The organism is Mariniflexile sp., from assembly GCF_052728615.1.
On the sequence record NZ_JBFVFE010000025.1, the window covers coordinates 1 to 20,497 of the forward strand.

Consider the following 20,497-nt stretch of genomic DNA (forward strand, 5'->3'; position numbering starts at 1 on the left):
TTATCCGAAAAGATTACTTTTACCACATAAAATAAATGTTTAAAATAGCAAATTAATCGCTTGCGGATTTAAGGTTAGACACAAAAAAGAGTGTGTATTTTTAAAATCAAAGTGGAAAAATATAATATTCTTTAAACTATGTGGTAAGCCTGTTACCCTTTTGAGCCTTTTTTATGGATATTCTTTTTAAACTGTGCAGGTGTAAAACCAGTGATTTTTTTAAAATTGACATAGAATACCGATTCTGATCTAAACCCACTATCAACAGCTACGGCAAATATGGTCAGGTCTTTATTTGCTGGATCGGAAAGGATTCTTATGGCTTCTTCAATCCTTTTTTCATTGATATACTCACTAAATGATTTGCCTATATGATCATTCAATAATCTAGAAAGAATGTATGAATGTACGCCTAGTGCATCAGCCAATACCTTTTCATTTAACTCTGTGTCAAGATGGATTTTTTTAGTATGGATAAGCGCATTTAGTTCTGATTCATATTTTTCCCCTTCTGGGAATTGATTTTCATCCAAACTTTTTATAACCGGTAAGCCGGATAATATTTTAGGATGCTTAAAGGAAAAATAAATGGTTATAAATATGATGAAGCATGTAAAAAGAACATAGTTTATTTCTACAATTTGCTGACCAATAACTTCGGGATTCTCAGCACTTTGTTTGCCAACAATTAACCAATAGGATAAATTGGTTAGCGCAATAAAACTTAGCAAGCCTAAAAACACCACCAAAACTCTTGGCCAAACCAATAGGGATGCTTGTTTTTGTTTTAGGGATTCGTCTTTAAACCGAAATAAGGCAAGACCTTTATAAAAAAGAAATAATTTCCATAAAAAAATAGCGCCCAAGCTAATTTGATGAAATGTTGAGCCAATGTATGTTGATACTCCAAAATTTTCTGTAAACAAGACCTCAGTTATAAGGACCAAAGACCAAACTGCCGGAAAGATGAAATAATAAAACATTTTTTTGTCATAGCGCCTACCCATAATATTGGTAATGTAAATAAGCACAAAAGCAGGAAGCAATAAGTCCAATATATCTGGGACTATTAAAAATGCAGGATGGTCTATCTTTAAACCTTCATAACGCAATAAGTATTGAAATAAGATATTTAAAGCAGTGGTAAAAAATATAATGGAGAGTAAATAATTGTTCCTAGCTTTTTTTACCATAGGAATCAATAATCCTACAACAAAACTTTGAATAAAACCCCAAATAAACAATCCAACAGCCATAGTGTTCTAAAATCCTATTTTTTTTAACAAATAACTTTAAAATGATGAAAGTAATAAGATTTTCTGAAAAAAAATAATATGTTTTGAGTAAAGATGAAATTAACTAAAAAAAAAGCGACAATTTAACAAAACGGTTTTATGTTTGTAGTTTTGATAATGAAATGGTTTCTAAAATTAAAGCCTCCGGAACTAGTTCCGGAGGCTTTAATGTATTGTTATTGCGTTAATTGATTCAGGTCAACGTACTGTATTTTACCAACCAGGGTTGTTAGGCAATAAATTTTGATTTTTTGATATTTCAGATGCTGGAATAGGAATTAATTCGTTTTTGCCAACTTTGAAACCTGGCATTTCTGTACCAAGCCCCCAACGGATTAAATCGAAATAACGGCTTAACTCAAAAGAGAATTCCAAAACTCTTTCGGTTTTTATTTTTTGAAAAAATGCTGCTTTATCCAAGCCCGTTTGGATGGGTAATACTGCAGCACGGGTTCTAACACGGTTTATCGCATCGTAAGCAGCTTGGTTTGGGCCATTATTAGCTTCGTTTATGGCTTCGGCATACATAAGCAATACATCTGAAAAGCGCATCATTCTATAGTTGATACTAGATTGCAATAAGGATTCATTGTTACCCAAATTACCTTTTCTTATAGCCGAATTACCTCCAGCATCCGGAATTCGGGCATTCCATTGCGCAACAGTTACAGGAGTCCAAGTTCCCCAACTATCTCCAGGTCGAGCTATGGTATAAATTCTTCTTAAACTATTGGCTTCGCCATTATTGTCGAAAACTGAATTCACATAATCAGATGGATAGGCATTCCCAAATTGTTTGGGCCCAAATAAAGTCCCCAAATAGGTGCTTTCAGTTTCAGCACCTCCGTCATCGCCAGCCCAAACGTTTCCATATCCACCAACAAATTGAACCTCGAACACAGATTCTAAATTGTTTTCAGTAGTATCTAAAAAGTTATTTTCATAATTAACTAAATCGAGATTTCCGTATTTACCGCTAATTACATCTGCAAAAGCATCTCTGGCTTCTGGGTATTTCTTTTGATATAAATATACTTTTCCTAAATAACCCGCAGCGGCAGCACTGGTGGCTCTACCTAAATTCGCAGCATTATATTCGCCTTTTTTGGGCAAAGCGGCAATGGCTGCCTTAAAGTCTTCTTCAATAAAAGCATAAACTTCAGTTACTGGATTTCTTGAAGGGAAAAATAATGGGTCATTAGGGCCCGTTACCAACCTGTCAATTATAGGAACGGCACCATAAATTTTGGCTAAATGAAAATAGTATAAACCTCTTAAAAATCTAGCTTCACCAATGATTCTTTTTTGTAAGTCTTGATTGGCAAATGTAATTTTAGGTACTTTATCTATCACAGCATTGGCCCTGGCTATGCCTTTGTAACAATCTGAGTAAACATTTGTGATTACTTGGGGCTCGGTATTGTCAAATTGAAAATTCACAAAATTGGCATATTGAAATCCTCCTTCTGTCATGGCGTAATCACCGGTAGAATATTCTAATGCATAAAGTTCCACTTTATAAAGTGCCCTACCCTGTAAAATGGTATAGGCTGCTGTAACTGCCTTTACGGCATCATCCTCCGATTGGTAAAATGTATTTCCGTCCAATGCGGTAAATACATCCACATCTTCCAGATAGCCACTGCCACAGCCCATTGGAATTGACATGGTTAATATCAATGCTAAAAATCCTGTTATTCTAATATGTTTTTTCATAATTTTTTATAATTTAAAATCCAACTTGTAAACCTAAAGTGAATGTTCTTGCTTGAGGGTACACTACGTTATCAATACCATCACTACCTACTTCTGGGTCGTAACCAACATCTGAATATCCTGAAATAGTAAATACATTTTGACCAGCCAAATAGCATCTGAATTTTGAAAGTTTCATTTTATTAATTAAACTTTCAGGAAATGAATATCCCAATTGCAAATTTTTCAGTCTAAAATAAGACCCATCTTCAATAAAGAAACTGGATACTTTGGCATTCCCGCTTAAAGTTCTTGGGAATTGTCTAGGGTTGGTTGTTGAAGGGTTACTTGGTGTCCAAGCATCTAAAACAACACGATTCAAGTTATTTGTTCTGGCATAACTTTGTGTATAGAATTTTGTTTCGCTCCAAATATCGTTGCCAGAAACCCCAAAGAATTGCATGCTAAAATCCCAGTTTTTGTATCCCATATTCAAATTGATGCCATAAGTAACATCTGGGATAGCGTCTCCAATAAAAGTTTGGTCTTTTTCGTCAATAACGTTGTCATCAGCTTTTATGTTTTTATATTTAAAATCCCCTGGCCTTGTTGATTCGCCTTGAAAAGGAGCTGCATCAATTTCTGCTTGGGTTTGAAAAATACCTTCAACTTGATAGCCATAGAATGACTGGACAGATTGACCTTCGTCGATACGAACTCTTAGCACACTGCTTAATTGTCCAAATGCTGATGTTTCAATATAATCCAATCCATTAGCTAATTTAGTAACTTTATTGTCTAAAGTGGTAACATTTCCTCCAATACTAAAAGTGAAGTCCTCACCAATTTTATCGCGATAATTTGCAGTAATCTCTAATCCTTTATTTACAATTTCACCAGCGTTCAAAGTAATGCCACCAAACCCTGTATGGCCCGGAACGGGAATGGATAATAATAAATCTTTAGAGGTTTTATTAAAATAATCCACGGTCATGGTAAAGCGGTTATTAAATAACCCTAGATCCAAACCGTAATTTAATTGCACTTGTTTCTCCCATCGTAAATCGGCGTTTTGCATAGATCCAGAAGGGCCAACGCCTGGAGCCAATGCTTGACTGGTTCCAAGCACATAAGTGGCATTTTGGTTTAGTGTAAAACGGGCCGAATTCGCATTAATGTTATCATTACCTAATGAGCCGTAACTGGCACGCAGTTTTAAGTCGCTAACAGCGGTGTTTTTTAAGAAAGCTTCATTACTGATGCGCCATCCTGCAGAAGCAGAGTAAAAATTAGCAAATTTGTTGTCGCCTACAAACTTTGAAGAACCATCCCGTCTAAAATTTACGGTTGCCAAATATTTACTATCATAATCATATATTGCCCGACCAATAATGGAGGTTGTTTTGTTTTCTGAAATGATACCACTTACTGTTGAAACGTTTTTTGAACCACTTAATACAGGTAAACCAGTGCCAGAGAATTGACCAAGAACGGTTGCCTGCATATCGGCGTATTGTAATTCTTGTGCCGTATAGCCAGCTAATAAATCCAGAGTATGTTTCCCAAAGGTGTTTTTATAGTTTAATGTGTTTTCTAATAATGCAGAATTGTTTTCCCCTCTGTATTCTCTAACCATAGCACCTTGCTCAAAACCTGGTACTTGATTTTGATTTAGTTTAAATTCAGGCACCGTTAATCGATCGTGGAAAGTGATAAGGTCAAATCCTGCATTTACTTTGAACTTTAAATTTTTCACTAGTTCATATTCGCCATATATATTTCCTAAAATCCTGTTAACGGTATTGGTGTTATCAATTAAAGTTTGGGCCGCTACTGGGTTCATGGTTGGTTCGCCATCCTGTAAAGTGGGTCCAGCAAAACCGCCAATATTATTTGGGTCGTAGATGGGCACATTCGGGGCTGATAAAATGGCGGAATTTAATATAGATGTTTGGTCATTAATACTCTCCTTATCATAAATGGTTCGAGAAACAAATAATGAATTGCCAAATTTAAATTTACCTAATTGGGTGTCGGTATTCACTGTTAGGTTATATCTTTTCATTCCAGTATTCATGATAATACCATCTTGGTCTAGATAACCGACCGATGTAGAATAGGTTGTTTTTTCACCGCCGCCTGACGCTCTAAATTCATAATTTGAAATATTAGCGGTTTTTAAAACTTCTCGTTGCCAATTGGTGTTGGTTGTTAGTGTAGTGCCATCCAATGCAGGAATTCTATTTAAACCCGAATTGTCTCTAACGGCATTCCAAACTTGTTGATACTCTTGGGAATTCAATAAGTCAAGCGTATTCCATGCTTTTTGGAAACCTGAATATGAATTTAATTCAAAGCGCGCTTTTCCAGTCTTTCCTCGTTTAGTTGTTATCAAAATAACACCATTTGCTCCACGAGCACCATAAATGGAAGCCGCAGAGGCATCTTTTAAAACAGTAATGGATTCAATATCTGAAGGGTTGATGGTAGCCAACGGATCAGGATTTGTAAATCCAGCTCCTTGATTACCAATACCATTATTCATAATATTGCCATCTATAACATATAAAGGGTTACTTCCTCCTGAAATGGATCCTTTACCTCTAATTACTACACTGGTGCCCCCACCAGGTGCGCCAGAATTTTTGGTTATATTTAAACCGGCAACCTGTCCTTGCATAGAGTTTTGAAAATCGGCAACAGGCCTGCCTTCTAATGCTTCCGAGCTTAAGGAAGCTATAGCACCCGATACATTTCCTTTCTTTTGGGTTCCATAGGCAATTACAACAATCTCGTCTAATTTAGAAACATCTTCTACAAGTGATACTTGAATGTTTTTTTGCCCATTTAAAGAGATTTCTGTTGTTACATAGCCTATGTAACTAATTACTAAGGTAGCATTTGGATTTGCCACGCTTAAGGAAAATTTTCCATCAAAATCAGATTGGGTTCCATTTGATGTGCCTTTCTCGATTATGGATGTTCCAGGCAAAGGGATGCTTTGGGCATCGGTTACTGTTCCAGAAATATTGGTTCGGTTTTGGCCATGAATGGCACCAAATCCAATAAAAAGGAGTAACAGTAGAATTGTTCTTTTAAAAATAAAGTTTGTTTTCATACTTAAAAATTAGTTAATAAATGTTTAGTAGTTATTTAGTCCAGCAATTTAATTTTAAAGGGTCTATAATGTTTACATGCAGACCTTAATGGTTAATGCTAAATTTCTGTTAAATATATATGATTACCACTCTTCCTAATCTTTTGATTTCTAAATTCAAATGAAATAATACATTTATAATAATACCATAAATAAGCCTAAACCCCCGTAGAATAAGGGATTTTTAGCTATTTATTTAATTTGATTAAGTATTAAACAATTTCTTTTTCAAATATTTTTTTTGTGGTTCAGAATTATAAATCCATAGAAAATCTAGGCAGTAAATGAGGATATTGCTAAAAATTTTGGCAATAACTGTCAATACAATATTTTTCTTCAAATTTAAAATGTTTATGAAACAAAACTTAGAGTATAAAGAGTATTATAACAAGGTGCTTGGTGGATGGATTGGTAAATGTGCGGGAGGCATTTTAGGAGCGCCCATAGAAGGATTCAAAAAATTTAATACCATACCATTTACTGAAGATTTGTTCGCAACAAATTTTGCCAATGACGATTTAGACCTACAAGTGCTCTGGTTGGATATGTTGCTAAAGAAGGGGCATAAAGTAAGGGCAACAGATCTTAATGAACATTGGAAAAATCATGTGGATTTTCCGTGGTGCGAATATGGCATTGCAACAAGAAATATAAATATGGGTCTGGATAATCCAAATTCAGGAAACCATAACAATTGGTATTGGAACACCGGAATGGGTTCTCCCATAAGAAGTGAGATTTGGGGCATGGTAAATCCGGGACAACCAGAAAAAGCGGCATTATTTGCAGGCATGGATTCAAGGTTAGATCATTTTGGGTTTTCGGTTGAGGCTGAACAATATTTGTCTGCATGTGCTTCCATCGCTTTTTTTGAAAATGATTTAAACGTAATTCTTCAAAAAGGCTTGGACTATATACCAAAAGATTCCGCTTGCAAAGAAATGGTAGAACAGGTTTTTGCTTGGAATGAAAGTTATGATTTTTACATTGTAGCAGGTAAAATTAAAAGTTTTTATGGCGATGCCGATTTTACCAATTCTCCCATGAATGTGGCTTTTACCATATTATCTTTATTACATGCCAACAATTCTTTTGATTTTTTAATTGATGCCTTTCATTTAGGCCATGATAGTGATTGCGTCGTGGCTACCGCAGGTGCTTTATTAGGCATTGTTTTGGGGTACGATGCCATTCCAGAAATTTGGAAAACAAGGGTTGGTAACGAGTTATTGGTAAGTCCAGAAATTGTTGGTATTTATTGTCCTGAAACCATTACAGAGCTAAGCGAATTAACCTGTAAAGCGGGGATAAATTTTATTAATAATCCAGAAACTATTACCAATTGCCCTGAGGATATACTCTTTTCAGGCCCCGAAAAATTATATGATGTACACTGTGATGTGCAATCATTCCCGAATCCATCGAATAAAACAGGTGCGCTTATAAATATAGTTTATGAAAATCTTACAAATAAGGTTCAAGATGTTGATGTTCTACTCGCATCACCGTATTTTACTTGTGAATTAGTAACACTATCGGTAGCCGCAAATGCTATCATTACAAAAACAATTCATTTTAATTGGAATGACACTAATTTTTCAACCAAAAATACTAAAGTACCTTACACCGTAAAGGTAAGATTGGAGAATGGACATACTCAAATTTTTGAAAAAGGATTTCCGTATTACGGCAATTGGCTCATGCTTGGGCCGTTTATAGAGGAAGATGAGAATCTCATTAAATCTACTTCTGCTTATCCTGATCACGGCATGTCTTCGTTACCTTCTGTAAAATACATGAATCAAGATTTAGCAAAATCTCCCACTGAATTTTTAACTCAAGAAAAAGTGGAAGATTTAATTAAGAAAAAGAATGTTTTTGGTCAAGATTTTCATGCACAAATAATCCATCCTTCAGAAATGAAAATGGATCTACAGAATTATTTTTACGGAAAAGGAGAACGTACCATTTATTTATATACTGAAATAGATGCAGAAAAAGTGTGTACAAAATGGCTGTCTTTGGGCAGTCCGAATTATTTAACTGTTTGGCACAATAGCAAAGAAGTATTTAAGAATGAAGAATTGATAAGATCGTATCCTTTAGCACATAACGTGGCTTTGGATTTAGTGAAAGGAAAAAATGCTTTGTTGATACGCATCGATGCTTTTCTAGATGATTTTAATATAGAGGTAGGTTTGAAAAACCATCATAACAAACACCCGCATCAATGTTTATGGAATACCGATTTACAATTTAATATTGTGGATGGATTATAAATAATAATAAAGGGAAGTTTAGAAAGTGAAGTTGTAGAACGAAAAAAACGAAACTTTTAACAATGGATTTATAAATCCTATTAAAAACCAAATAGCTATTTTTTAATTTTACCGTTCATTAGGAAATTCATTTATAATATATATTGAGTTAGTTTTAGTTTGTTGAGTTGGCTTCCATAAACTGTAATAGGTTTGTGGAAGTTTTTTTTAATAATTATGAAATGCCAATGATGACCATTAATTATTTTTGTCCTTACTGGGGAAATGATCATTTTAAAAATGAGGATTTTTTCAAAAAGATTAAAGATGCTGGATATGATGGTGTTGAGTTTGCCATAGAAAGTCAGTTAGAACAAAAAAAACTGGATAACTTTTGGAATGATGCTGAAAAATTTAATGCGGAAATTATTGTTCAGCATTATGATACCAACCATTCTGATTATAACAAACATTACGATATGTATGCCGCTTGGTTTGATAAAATATCAGATTATCCTTGTGTAAAAGTAAATTCCCAAACAGGTAAGGATTATTTTACTTTTGAACAAAACAAAAAACTCTTTGATATTGCCAGTGCCTTTACGCAAAAAAAAGGCATACAAGTATTGCACGAGACACACCGGAACAAATTCAGTTTTGCTGCACATATTACCAAAATTTATTTAGAGAAAATTAAAGATTTAAAACTTACGTTGGATATTTCCCATTGGGTAAATGTGGCGGAGTCGTTTTTGGAAGATCAAGAGGCAGCTGTTGCCATCGCTATATCGAGAACCGAACACATACACGCTCGGGTTGGTTTTCCTGAAGGTCCTCAAATTAGCGACCCAAGAGCGCCAGAATGGAAAAGTGCGCTAAACCATCATTTATTATGGTGGGATAAAGTAGTTGCATTGAAAAAAAGCGCCCACGAAAAGGAGTTGACTATCACGCCAGAATTTGGACCACAACCTTATATGCCCGTTCTTCCCTACTCACAAACCCCTTTATCCAATCAATGGGATATCAACGTTTTTATGATGGATTTGTTAAAAAAGAGATATGGAAGTTGATGGAAATGTATTTGAGCGTAAAGAAATAACCTATGGACATGACAAAAATTGAAACATACATTTTATGTTGCTAATTATCAATAATTTTATGCTTTTGGATGTTTCCAGACCTGTCAGGTTTTTAAAACCTGACAGGTCTCAATTTCAGTAACATTACTATCGTTTAATGAAGGCTAAACTAATTTTTGTCATGTACTGAATGAAATAACAATAGATTAAAAATGATTTTTTTCAAGGTTTAACAAAATAATGTATTCAAATGAAACATTTACAAATAAAAAAATCACCCGTAGAATTAGGTCTCGATGATTATCGAATGACTGGCGACCCCATTATAAATCAAACTCGAAAAATTAAAGACATTCTGGGCATTTTTCAAGATGAAAAAGCTTTTTCAAATATGTCTCAGGAAAAACTGGTGTACACAGTACAAGCATGGTTGCCCGTAGCGGAAGGAACCCTTGGCGGCCTTTTCTTTGGCGCTTCCACCATTTATCCCGGTAAAGTTGGAAATGAGTATTTCATGACCAAAGGACATTTTCATTTAAATTCGGACCGCGCCGAGTTTTACTGGGGAATAAAGGGAAAAGGCATGTTGATTTTGATGGATCGGGACAGAAATACATGGGCTGAAGAGGTGTATCCCGGAAGCTTACATTATATAGACAGTGAAATTGGACACCGATTGGCTAATACGGGCGATGAAAATTTGATTGTGGGTGCCTGTTGGCCATCGGATGCTGGACATAATTATGAGGAAATTGCCAAAAATGGATTTTCTGCTCGCTTATTTGAAGTGGATGGAAAACCTAAGTTAATGTGATTTTTGAAGCGAGATTATGAAAAAATCTGCCAATACCGAGTTTAGCACTCACAATAGAGAAAAGGTTGGGAGAAACTTTACCATCGGTATCGACTTAGGCGGAACGTTTATTAAAATCGGGTTGCTTCACGACGGCGAACTCATTGATCGGAAAGAAATTCCAGCCCAATCTGCCTCAGGGTTAAAATCACAACTCCCTATATTGGAAGACGAGATAGATCAATTACTAAAGTCCAATCAACTTAAAGCGAACAATGTTTTAGGTATCGGGTTTTCATTTGCGGGTTTAGTTGATTCTGTTGAAAACCGAATTTTGTCCACAAACCAAAAATATGATGACGGTCCAAAAACCAATTTAGTGGCATGGGCAAAGAAAAAATGGAATTGGCAACTATTTGCAATGAACGATGCTCGCATGGCTTTGTTGGGCGAATGGCAACATGGCGCAGGAAAGGGTTGTTCTGATGTGGTGATGCTGACTTTGGGCACAGGGATAGGATCGGCAGTTTTGATGGGTGGGCAGTTACTCATCGGAAAACATTTTCAAGCGGGGAATTTGGGCGGTCACTTTGTGGTGAACCATAAAGGAACTGTTTGCACCTGTGGCAACGTGGGTTGTGTAGAGTCTGAAGCCTCCACATGGCGATTGCCCACGTTGTTGAAAGACCATCCAAAATTTCCTGAGAGTACCATGAAAAATGAGGAAATACTCGATTTTAAAACGCTGTTTCATCACGCGAATAATAATGATGAGGTAGCTAAAGAAGTCCGCAATCATTGTATTTCAGCTTGGAGTTCTGGCATTATCAGCATGATCCATGCTTTTGATCCGGAAATGGTGATTATAAGTGGAGGCATTATGAAAAGTGCTGACATTATTTTGCCAGCCATTCAAGAAAAAGTTCACCAATTAGCTTGGACACCATGGGGAAAGGTAAAAGTTGTTAATGCTGCACACCCTGATTCGGCTGCTTTATATGGTGCTGATTATTTGGTTAGAACAGCTAACATGTAAAGAGAATTGCTAAAAAACTGAGGTAATTTCCCAGTTCAATAAAAAATAAAATTAATCTTAAAGATGGAAAAAAAGTATTTCAATAAGCCCTCAAAATTTAATAATTCCCCTTGCATTGAGGTAAAAAATGAGGCTTACAAAGTGATAAATGGCTGGGAAAATATCATAGAGAAATTGAACAACGCCATTGCTTCAATTACCCAAAAAACAAAATTGATAGTTATTGAAACCTATCAAGGTGTCATTGAAGAAGAATTGTTTGAAAATCTGATGGGTGGTATAAAATGTGACCGGTTTATAAAATCTGAATATTTTATGCTTCCGGAGGAAGAGATTAAAAAAATGGTTTTCCCCGATGTGACCAACGATCGGATATTCGGGTTTATTACGCGACTGACCATGGATGCTTTTTTTGATGCTGAAAAAGTTCAGAATTTTCAGAATACCATTGGAAATGATGATGGCGTGACGGTAATTTATGGTTGTGGTGCCGCATTGGTTTGTCCGAATAATAATTTATTGGTTTACGCCGATATGGCTCGTTGGGAAATACAGTTGCGAATGCGCCAACATTTGGTGGACAATCTTGGTGTGAAAAACAGGGATACTGAAGATTGGATGCTTTTGTACAAACAAGGTTTTTTTGTGGATTGGCGTGTTTGCGACCGATTGAAAAAGACCCTTTTTGAAAAATGGGATTTTCTGCTCGATACCAACAAAATCGATCAGCCCAAACTGATTGAGGGAAAAGCCATTTTGGAAGGGCTCGAAATGGCAACGAACCGACCCTTTAGCGTCGTGCCATTTTTTGATCCCGGTCCTTGGGGTGGGCAATGGATGAAGGAAGTCTGCAATCTGGATCCATCGGCTAAAAATTATGCGTGGTGTTTTAATGGTGTTCCTGAAGAAAACAGTTTGCTGTTAAAGTTTGGTGAGGATGTGATTGAGATTCCGTCGATCAACTTGGTTTTTCGCCATCCACAGGAATTAATGGGGCATCCTGTACACGGTCGTTTTGGCGACGAATTCCCTATTCGTTTTGATTTACTTGATACGATGGAAGGTGGTCATTTAAGTTTGCAGGTTCATCCGTTAACGGAATATATACAGGAGAAGTTCGGCATGCATTATACACAGGACGAGAGTTATTACATGATGGATGTGGGCGACGATGCCATTGTTTACTTAGGTTTTAAGGAAACGATAGATCCTGATGACATGCTTTCAGAATTGGAGAACGCTCAGACAGAGGGGACACCCTTTGATGTTGAAAAACATGTTCAGACTTGGCCCATGAAAAAACACGACCATGTGCTAATTCCTGCAGGCACCATACATTGTTCAGCTAAAAACAGCATGGTGCTGGAAATAAGTGCTACACCCTATATTTTTACATTCAAACTATGGGATTGGGGTCGTTTGGGGTTGGATGGAAGACCACGTCCTATTAACATTGAACACGCCAAAAAGAACTTGCAGTGGGATAGAACAACCGAATGGACACGCCAGAATCTGCTGAACCAAATTGAAAAAGTAGCTGAAGGTGATGGTTGGGTTGAAGAGCGAACGGGTTTGCATGAACGAGAGTTTATTGAAACACGCCGGCATTGGTTCACCAAAAAGGTGGAACATCACACCCATGGCGGCGTGGATATGATTTGTCTGGTTGATGGGGATGAAGTCATTGTGGAAAGTCCAACAAACGCTTTTGAACCTTTAGTAGTGCATTATGCCGAGGTATTTATTGTGCCAGCAAAAGTAGGGGCATACACCATTCGCCCTTACGGAACCAGTGAAGGACAGACCTGCGCAACCATGAAAGGATATGTTAGGTTTTAGTAAAACCTGCGTAGTAAATAAAGACATGAAAAAACATCCAAAATGAAATTTTATCCAGGATTTGATATTCTTCCAACCAACCAACCTTTGGGTTTTGAATACGCTTCAACTGTATTTGGTCCCGAAGTAGAAAATAGAACTCTCGATTCCATCCGCAAAAGCCTTCGGAATCCAGATTGTTTAGGACCAGACCCGGTTTATTCCATAGCTATGGACGTTGGGAAAAAAGAACACCTTGCCCAATTGAAGCAACTCCATTTGCTATATGGCGCGGTTACCTATGCAGCTGGACGTTTAGGTAATGAGCCTGTACGCAGCCAAGGGCATATACATAAAGTGTCACCATTAAGTGGTTGGTCCACTCCCGAGGTTTATGAAATATGGTCGGGAAAGGCAATCATTTATATGCAGGAAACAGCAAAGGATAACCCTAGGCGCTGCTTTGCAGTAGTTGCAAAACCCGGTGATGTGGTGATTGTTCCTCCATATTGGGCGCATGCAACCATTAGTGCCGACCCCAAACAACCACTTACCTTCGGTGCTTGGTGCGATAGGGCGTATGGTTTTGAATACGATGATGTGCGAGCGCATAGTGGGTTGGCTTGGTTTCCAATATTTAACAGGAATGGGGAAATAGAATGGGTGAAAAATCCAAATTATACGGAATGTGAGTTGATTGTGAAATCACCTTCGGATTATGCTGAGTTCGGCATCGAAAAAGGAAAACCGATTTATTCCCAATTTGAAGAAGATCAAAATCGATTTTTATTCGTGGTACATCCAGAACTTAAAGCTGATGCATGGAATCATTTTATCCCATAAGTTAAGTAGTCATGTTGTTCCGTCATTATTTATATGTCTGTGGAAATATAATTTAGCCCCTACTTTATTCAAGGAAGTAGTTTAACAGTAATCCCGATAATTATCGCGTGGTATTCCAATGAGAGGATTTCCTTTTTTATTTACAGAAGATTGGGATGCTTTTTTGTTTTAAAGATATTGTAAAACATTAGGCTTAATGGAACCGAAAGGAGTAATTGAGCTTGCAAAAATGGATTTAAACACAGAATTATAACAAAAAAGACGATAAATTTTATTTTTTATTTGCACGCACTTAGAATAAAACCTACATTTATAAATAATTAATTTAATAAAATATAATTTAACATCATTATGGAAGGATACTGCGTAAAATGTAAAGACAAAAAAGAGATAAAAGATGCTGCTGAAGTTACTATGAAAAATGGCAGAAAGGCAATGAAAGGCAAATGCCCAACTTGTGGTACAGGCATGTTTAGAATCTTAGGAAAATAAGTCTTTTTAACTAAAAACAAAAACACTGTTTTAAATAAGTAAGGCTATTTAAAACAGTGTTTTATTTAACCACATTATTGATGCTCATAAAAACTGTTGTTACAGTTACTATGGGCTAAATTTATTTCCACTAGTGGGTTTTAATACCTCCCCTCTAGGATTGCCCAGGGAGTATTGATTTTAAGATTCAATTTTTGAAATTTATAAGCTGTTCAAGAATGGTTTCCACGCCTTGTTCCGAGTTGCTTTTGGTTTTAAAACGCGCTATTTTTTTGACTTCTGAATGTGCATTTTCCATAGCATAACTAAAATGTGCCAGCTCCAACATTTGCAGATCGTTGTTATAATCGCCAAATGCCATCGTCTCTTCTTTTGTAACGCCCAATGCCTTTTGCAAAATTTTTAAAGCATATCCTTTGTTGGCTTCGGCATGCGAAATGTCCAGCCAATTTTGTCCGGAAACAATAACCTGCATATCGTTTTTTAATCCATTTATATGGGGATAAATGTGTTTTTCTGAGGAATCAAAATGAAAAACAGCTATTTTTAAAAAATCATCATCGGTAACTTTGGTCAAATCGTCAACAACAGCATATTCTGAATAGTAGTTTCTGAATCTCGAAATAAATTGAACATCGGTTGTTTCAATGTAAGCAGATTTTTTGCCACACAAAACAATGTAAACTTCTTTTATTTGGCGCAAAGTTTCTATGGCCTTAGTAATGTTTTCATGCGATAATTTTAATAAAACATGTTCTTTATGGTCATGTTTCATGATGCCGCCATTTTCGGCAATGATCGAAATATCATTCTTTATAAGGTTTAATTTTTCTAAAATACTTTGATATTGCCTGCCACTGGCCGCTGCAAAATGGATGTTTCGTTTTTTTAATTCGTTAAATTGTGCCAAAAACCGATTGCTAACCTCGCTCTTCGGATTTAGCAAGGTGCCATCCATATCGGTAACTACTAATTTTACTTTTGAGAAATCCATAAAACAAATTAAGTGGCAAAAATACCATTATAAAGTTTAATATGTGTTAGGTAATTATTATTCTATTTTAAGTTTAGCATTTTTTATGGTTTCAAAATATGGGGAATCTGTTTTTGATAAAGGTATTTTTGTAAATTGCGTTAATTTTAAATTGATACGTTAAACAGCATGGTTACATTAAAGCAATTAGCAAAAGAGTTAAATGTTTCTATTTCAACAGTTTCAAAAGCACTGAACAACAGTGAGGAAATTGGGGAAGAAACTGTTAAACGTGTTAAAGAACTGGCCGAATTATATAATTACAAACCCAATAAAGTTGCTTTAAGTTTAAAGCAGAATAAAACGAAAACCATTGGGGTTATTATTCCGGATATATTGAACCATTTTTTGGCAAAAGTGCTTTTTGGCATAGAAAGGGAAGCTGTAAAATATGGTTATAACATTATTACTTGCATATCAAACGAGTCTTTAGAGCAAGAAAAGGAAAGCTTAAGGTTGTTGGCCAATGGAAGTGTTGATGGTTTTATTTTATCGGTAGCAGAAGAAACCCAATTGAAAAACGAGATAGAACACTTTAAAAAAACCATTGGCCAAGGGTTGCCCATCGTCATGTTCGATAGGGTGGCGCATGATGTTCTGTGCGATAAGGTAATTGTAGATGATTTTGATGCTACCTATAACGCTACTAAAAGTTTGCAACTGGAAAAACGAAAAAACATGGCCTTTATAAGTAGTATTGACGGCTTGAGCGTTGGCAAATTAAGGGAAAGAGGTTACAATAAAGCCGTATTGGAGAGCGCACACCATCAGCCACTGATTTTAAAAATCAAGAAGAAAGACGACCAACAAAAAAAAATAATGGCTTTTTTTAAGAAAAACCCAACTATTGATGGCGTGGTGGCTGCGGATAGTTCTTCTGCCATTATTGCTATTAACACGGCCATAAAGTTGGGGCTTCATGTGCCTAAAGACATATCGGTAATTGGTTTTGCCAGCAAATCCGATTCTTATCACACCATTCCTAAACTAACCACTATCAGGCAACATGCTAAAGAGATAGGTGCTTATGCAGCACAAATGCTTATCAATAGGTTGCAAAATAAGGCTTTGGAGGAAGACGTCAAGACCAAAATTGTTAAGACCAGTTTGGTAAAAAACAAATCTACTTTATAGGAAATTACTTTCCATTAAACGAATAAGTTATTATAAATTAACTTTTAATCGAAAAAAAAGCACATTTTATCGATTATTTTACGATTATTGATTTCTTTTCACTTATATTAGCACTCTCTTAATGGGCGCAATACCATCCCCTCAGCTAATTAAGAAAAATAATCCATTTTGGCCTCAAGGTCATATTCCCTCAAAACAATATAGTATGTAGATAAAATCTGTGCGTTTTTATATGCATTCGATTTTAAGTTAATTATCCATTTTTTCCCTCTAACCAAGATTTTTTTAAGTCTTAGTTACTGTTTTGTTTAAAATTTAGAAAAAAAATAATTTAACCTTAAAATCAAATATTTATGAAAACCCTAAAAGTTACCTTAATCTTAGCACTTTTATTTGCATCATTAACTTCGTGCACAAAACAAGACTTAAATGAGGATGATGTATTAGTATCACCAAACAATCAAGAAACTCTTTATACAGGAGGAAATGTACAAGACTAAATAATAGTACAAAAAACAATAGTGAAAATCCTTTACAGACGTAAAGGATTTTTTTTGTTATGTATAATTGAAAAATTATAAATACATTTGGAACAATAGTCAATACACCATTTGCATTGAAATCTATAAGTTTATATATTTTTTTGGTTTTTTCATTTACAGCATTGGCCCAAATAGATGAGAATTTAAGTAAAATAGATTCTGTTAAAAAGCTTTTATTTAATACAAAATCAAAAGATTCTGTTTTTATGGCCAAAGAGCATTACATAATAGGAGAATTATATCGGTATTCCCTTAAAAGTGATAGTGCGTATTATTATTACCAAAAAGCTGAAAAGATTTTTAAAAAGTTAAAGTATAAATACGAAACAGCAGTAACTCTTTATGGTATAGCCGTTATCCAAACTTATGAGAAAGATTATACTGGAAGTGAAGTCACTTCAATCGAAGCAATTTCCTTGTTGGAAGAATTGGATGAGTCCAATGATGTTAAAAAGTATAAATCGTTTATATTTAACAATCTCGGAATAGCCTTTGATGAATTGGAACAGTTTGATGAATCTGTTAAATATTACAAACTAGCTCTTAAATATAAAAAAGAATTAAAAGGGGATTTTAGCAATAGTATTGACAATACTTTAAATAACCTGGCTAAAACTTATAGGAGATCAGGGAAATATGATTTAGCCTTAAATATTTTCAAAGGTATTTTAAGTGATAATGATTTAATAAACGAACGTTCAGATTTTTATGCATTAGTGCTCGATAATTATGCGTACACACTATACCTTTCCAAGGATTTTAAAGAATTGCCGGATTTGTTTCTAAAGGCTTTGGAAATTAGTGACAGCATAAGTTATGGAGGCTATAATTCAATTATAATCCATCAACATCTTGCAGAGTATTATAATAATAGAAACCAAAAAGATTTAGCTAGGCATTATGCTTATAGAGCTAAAGATATCTCAGAACAATATAACAACGACGATTTATTAAAATCGTTGCTATTACTTTCTAAAGTAGAAACCGGCGATGCATCCGCTAAGTTTTTAAAAGATTACATTGAACTTAACGATAGTTTGCAGAAAAACGAACGTACCATAAGAAATAAGTTTGCAAGAATCCGTTTTGAAACCAATCAAATAGAGCAAGAAAATATACAAATAGCCAAAGAGCGTATGTGGCTTTTAATAATTTCGGTAGTTCTGATTATAGCGTCCTTTCTGTTGTATCTTGTTATCTATCAAAGAAATAAAAATAAAGAACTGAAATTTATACAACAACAACAACAAACCAACGAAGAAATTTACAACTTAATGCTTTCCCAAAATGAAAAAATTGAAGAAGCACGAATTTTAGAAAAAAAAACGATTTCGCAAGAACTGCACGATGGTGTTTTAGGACGGTTATTTGGGATAAGATTAAATTTAGACACCTTTAACATAGCTGCAGGCGAAGAAGCTGTTAACATTAGAAGCAAGTACATAAAGGACATTAAAACCATTGAAGATGACATTAGAAAAGTATCGCACGAACTGAACACAGACTTTGTTTCGGGTGCTGGTTTTGTTGATATTATTAAAACATTGGTAGAAACACAAACCTTGGCTTACGGCCTAAAATATGCATTTACGCATGATGATGCTATTAACTGGGATGAGGTTTCCAATAAAAAGAAAATCCATATTTACAGAATCATTCAAGAAGCATTGCACAATATCTATAAACATGCTACGGCCACACAAGTAAACATTGGTTTTAAATTAAAAAACAATGCCATTTGGCTATCCATAATTGACGATGGTTCCGGGTTTGATGTTAATAGAGCAAAATCAGGCATAGGTTTAAAAAACATGAATTCCAGAATCAATGAAATCAATGGTGCCATCAATATAACTTCAATAAAAGGAACAGGAACAACCGTAACCATACAAGTACCCATAACCTAACCAAACTTATGAGCCAAAAAATTAAAATATTAATGATAGACGACCACCCCATGATTATTGAGGGCTATCAAAATACTTTGCTCTTCACTAAAAAAGAGGATCAAATACTTGAAATAGATATTGCCAATAACTGTGATGAAGCCATCGCATTTATGGATAAGGCAGTCGAAAAGGTAAATCCTTATCATCTGTTGTTTGTTGATATTAGCTTGCCGCCTTCTACGGATGGGTTAATGACCTCGGGCGAAGATTTAGCGGCTTATGCACGTAAAGTTTTGCCAAAAGCGAAAATTATCATCTTAACGATGTTCAATGAATCTTTCAGGATCCATAACATCATTAAAACCATCAATCCGGAAGGCTTTTTAATTAAAAGTGATTTAACCTCTAGCGAACTTGCCAGTGCGTTCCAAGCGGTACTTTATAATCCGCCTTTTTATAGTGGTACGGTAAATAGCTTTATTAGAAAAGCAGTTTCAAGCGATATTGTTATAGATGAAAAAAACAGAAAGATACTCCACTTATTATCGCAAGGTATAAAAACAAAAAATCTTGCTTCACATTTAGATCTTTCTTTAAGTGCCGTTGAGAAGCGCAAAAAACAATTAAGGGACATTTTTAAAGTAAAAGACGGGCAGGATGAAACCTTGTTGGAAGCTGCCCGATCTAAAGGATTTGTGTAGCAAAGTAGTCTGTTTCTTATTGTATTTGATTTTTTTCAATTTTTTTTAATTTTTTTCAATTTTTTTGACCTCTCAATTAGTGCATTATACTTGCGTTTTATAACTAACCCGTAATGTTGTTACGGGTTTCCCGTAACTCGATGCGAAAAGTAATTTATATATTTGTACTATCAGCACTTCAAAAATTTGTAATCCCTCAATTTTTTTGTTGATAATAGCAATTTACATTAACCCTATGGATGTGAGAGACCCATAGGGTTTCTTCTTTTATTTAATTTTTAACTAAAAAATTAGTTTAAACTAATTTTTTAGTTATATTTGTTTTGTTGAACTAAGCCTTTAGTTTGAAAAATCAAATACAGCCCAAAATGAAACAACTTACCAAAGCCGAAGAAGATATTATGCACATACTTTGGCGGCTTAAAAAAGCCAACGTAAAAGCTATCATGGAAGAATTCCCAGCGCCTAAACCTGCGTACAATACGGTTTCCACTATTGTTAGAATATTAGAAAATAAAGGATTTGTTGATTATAAGAAAGAGGGAAAGGGACATATTTATTTTCCGCTGCTAAAACAACAAGACTATAGTAATCAGTCCATAAATAATTTGGTGGATAATTATTTTCAAGGATCCTTTAAAAGCATGGTGTCCTTCTTCGTAAAAAAGAATGACATCAGTCTTAAGGAATTGGAATCTGTACTAAAGGAAATCAATAAAAAAGAGTAGG

At 35.2% G+C, this 20,497-nt stretch carries 16 protein-coding genes; 12 read left to right on the forward strand and 4 right to left on the reverse strand.

The features are described 5' to 3' along the window. Positions 1-152 precede the first annotated feature (152 nt). The 3 genes from ACU1LP_RS10750 to ACU1LP_RS10760 all read right to left on the reverse strand — a co-directional run bounded on the left by ACU1LP_RS10750 (position 153) and on the right by ACU1LP_RS10760 (position 6,108). The gene (locus tag ACU1LP_RS10750) at positions 153-1,256 is read right to left on the reverse strand and encodes a helix-turn-helix domain-containing protein (protein ID WP_445734875.1); all 1,104 of its coding nucleotides are present in this window, start codon (positions 1,254-1,256) and stop codon (positions 153-155) included. Between the two features lie 252 nt (positions 1,257-1,508). Next, a complete protein-coding gene (locus ACU1LP_RS10755) occupies positions 1,509-3,011 on the reverse strand; it encodes a RagB/SusD family nutrient uptake outer membrane protein (RefSeq protein ID WP_445736255.1) in 1,503 nt (500 codons plus the stop codon). A gap of 13 nt (positions 3,012-3,024) precedes the next feature. Continuing rightward, the gene (locus ACU1LP_RS10760) at positions 3,025-6,108 is read right to left on the reverse strand and encodes a SusC/RagA family TonB-linked outer membrane protein (RefSeq protein ID WP_445736256.1); all 3,084 of its coding nucleotides are present in this window, start codon (positions 6,106-6,108) and stop codon (positions 3,025-3,027) included. A gap of 392 nt (positions 6,109-6,500) precedes the next feature. Between ACU1LP_RS10760 and ACU1LP_RS10765 the strand changes: the two genes are divergently transcribed. The 7 genes from ACU1LP_RS10765 (at position 6,501) to ACU1LP_RS10795 (ending at position 14,469) form a co-directional block, all read left to right on the forward strand. Beyond that, positions 6,501-8,426, forward strand: coding sequence for an ADP-ribosylglycohydrolase family protein (locus tag ACU1LP_RS10765; RefSeq protein ID WP_445736257.1), 1,926 nt, complete (start codon positions 6,501-6,503; stop codon positions 8,424-8,426). 194 nt (positions 8,427-8,620) lie between these two features. Next, positions 8,621-9,478: a sugar phosphate isomerase/epimerase family protein gene (locus tag ACU1LP_RS10770; protein ID WP_445736258.1), complete on the forward strand. Its 858-nt coding sequence runs from the start codon at positions 8,621-8,623 to the stop codon at positions 9,476-9,478. A 259-nt stretch (positions 9,479-9,737) separates the two neighbouring features. Continuing rightward, positions 9,738-10,301, forward strand: coding sequence for a glucose-6-phosphate isomerase family protein (locus ACU1LP_RS10775; RefSeq protein WP_445734903.1), 564 nt, complete (start codon positions 9,738-9,740; stop codon positions 10,299-10,301). A gap of 16 nt (positions 10,302-10,317) precedes the next feature. Beyond that, positions 10,318-11,316 (forward strand): ROK family protein, encoded by a 999-nt coding sequence (locus ACU1LP_RS10780; RefSeq protein WP_445736259.1) that lies wholly within the window; start codon positions 10,318-10,320, stop codon positions 11,314-11,316. Between the two features lie 63 nt (positions 11,317-11,379). Beyond that, positions 11,380-13,155, forward strand: a complete 1,776-nt coding sequence (locus ACU1LP_RS10785) for a class I mannose-6-phosphate isomerase (RefSeq protein WP_445736260.1) — start codon at positions 11,380-11,382, stop codon at positions 13,153-13,155. Between the two features lie 42 nt (positions 13,156-13,197). Continuing rightward, a complete protein-coding gene (locus ACU1LP_RS10790) occupies positions 13,198-13,977 on the forward strand; it encodes a glucose-6-phosphate isomerase family protein (protein ID WP_445736261.1) in 780 nt (259 codons plus the stop codon). A gap of 351 nt (positions 13,978-14,328) precedes the next feature. After that, positions 14,329-14,469: a DUF5679 domain-containing protein gene (locus ACU1LP_RS10795; protein ID WP_308993201.1), complete on the forward strand. Its 141-nt coding sequence runs from the start codon at positions 14,329-14,331 to the stop codon at positions 14,467-14,469. Positions 14,470-14,656: 187 nt separating this feature from the next. Here ACU1LP_RS10795 and ACU1LP_RS10800 read toward each other — a convergent pair whose 3' ends face one another. Further along, positions 14,657-15,463: an HAD family hydrolase gene (locus tag ACU1LP_RS10800; RefSeq protein ID WP_445736262.1), complete on the reverse strand. Its 807-nt coding sequence runs from the start codon at positions 15,461-15,463 to the stop codon at positions 14,657-14,659. Between the two features lie 168 nt (positions 15,464-15,631). Between ACU1LP_RS10800 and ACU1LP_RS10805 the strand changes: the two genes are divergently transcribed. The 5 genes from ACU1LP_RS10805 (at position 15,632) to ACU1LP_RS10825 (ending at position 20,496) form a co-directional block, all read left to right on the forward strand. Further along, positions 15,632-16,636 (forward strand): LacI family DNA-binding transcriptional regulator, encoded by a 1,005-nt coding sequence (locus ACU1LP_RS10805; RefSeq protein ID WP_445732370.1) that lies wholly within the window; start codon positions 15,632-15,634, stop codon positions 16,634-16,636. A gap of 353 nt (positions 16,637-16,989) precedes the next feature. Then, a complete protein-coding gene (locus ACU1LP_RS10810) occupies positions 16,990-17,136 on the forward strand; it encodes a hypothetical protein (RefSeq protein ID WP_445736263.1) in 147 nt (48 codons plus the stop codon). Between the two features lie 116 nt (positions 17,137-17,252). Then, positions 17,253-19,085, forward strand: coding sequence for a tetratricopeptide repeat-containing sensor histidine kinase (locus ACU1LP_RS10815; RefSeq protein WP_445732369.1), 1,833 nt, complete (start codon positions 17,253-17,255; stop codon positions 19,083-19,085). An 8-nt stretch (positions 19,086-19,093) separates the two neighbouring features. Next, positions 19,094-19,768 carry a response regulator gene (locus ACU1LP_RS10820; RefSeq protein WP_445732368.1) on the forward strand — a complete coding sequence of 225 codons (675 nt, stop codon included), beginning with the start codon at positions 19,094-19,096 and terminating at the stop codon, positions 19,766-19,768. A 368-nt stretch (positions 19,769-20,136) separates the two neighbouring features. Next, a complete protein-coding gene (locus ACU1LP_RS10825) occupies positions 20,137-20,496 on the forward strand; it encodes a BlaI/MecI/CopY family transcriptional regulator (RefSeq protein ID WP_445736264.1) in 360 nt (119 codons plus the stop codon). The last annotated feature ends 1 nt before the right edge of the window (position 20,497 follow it).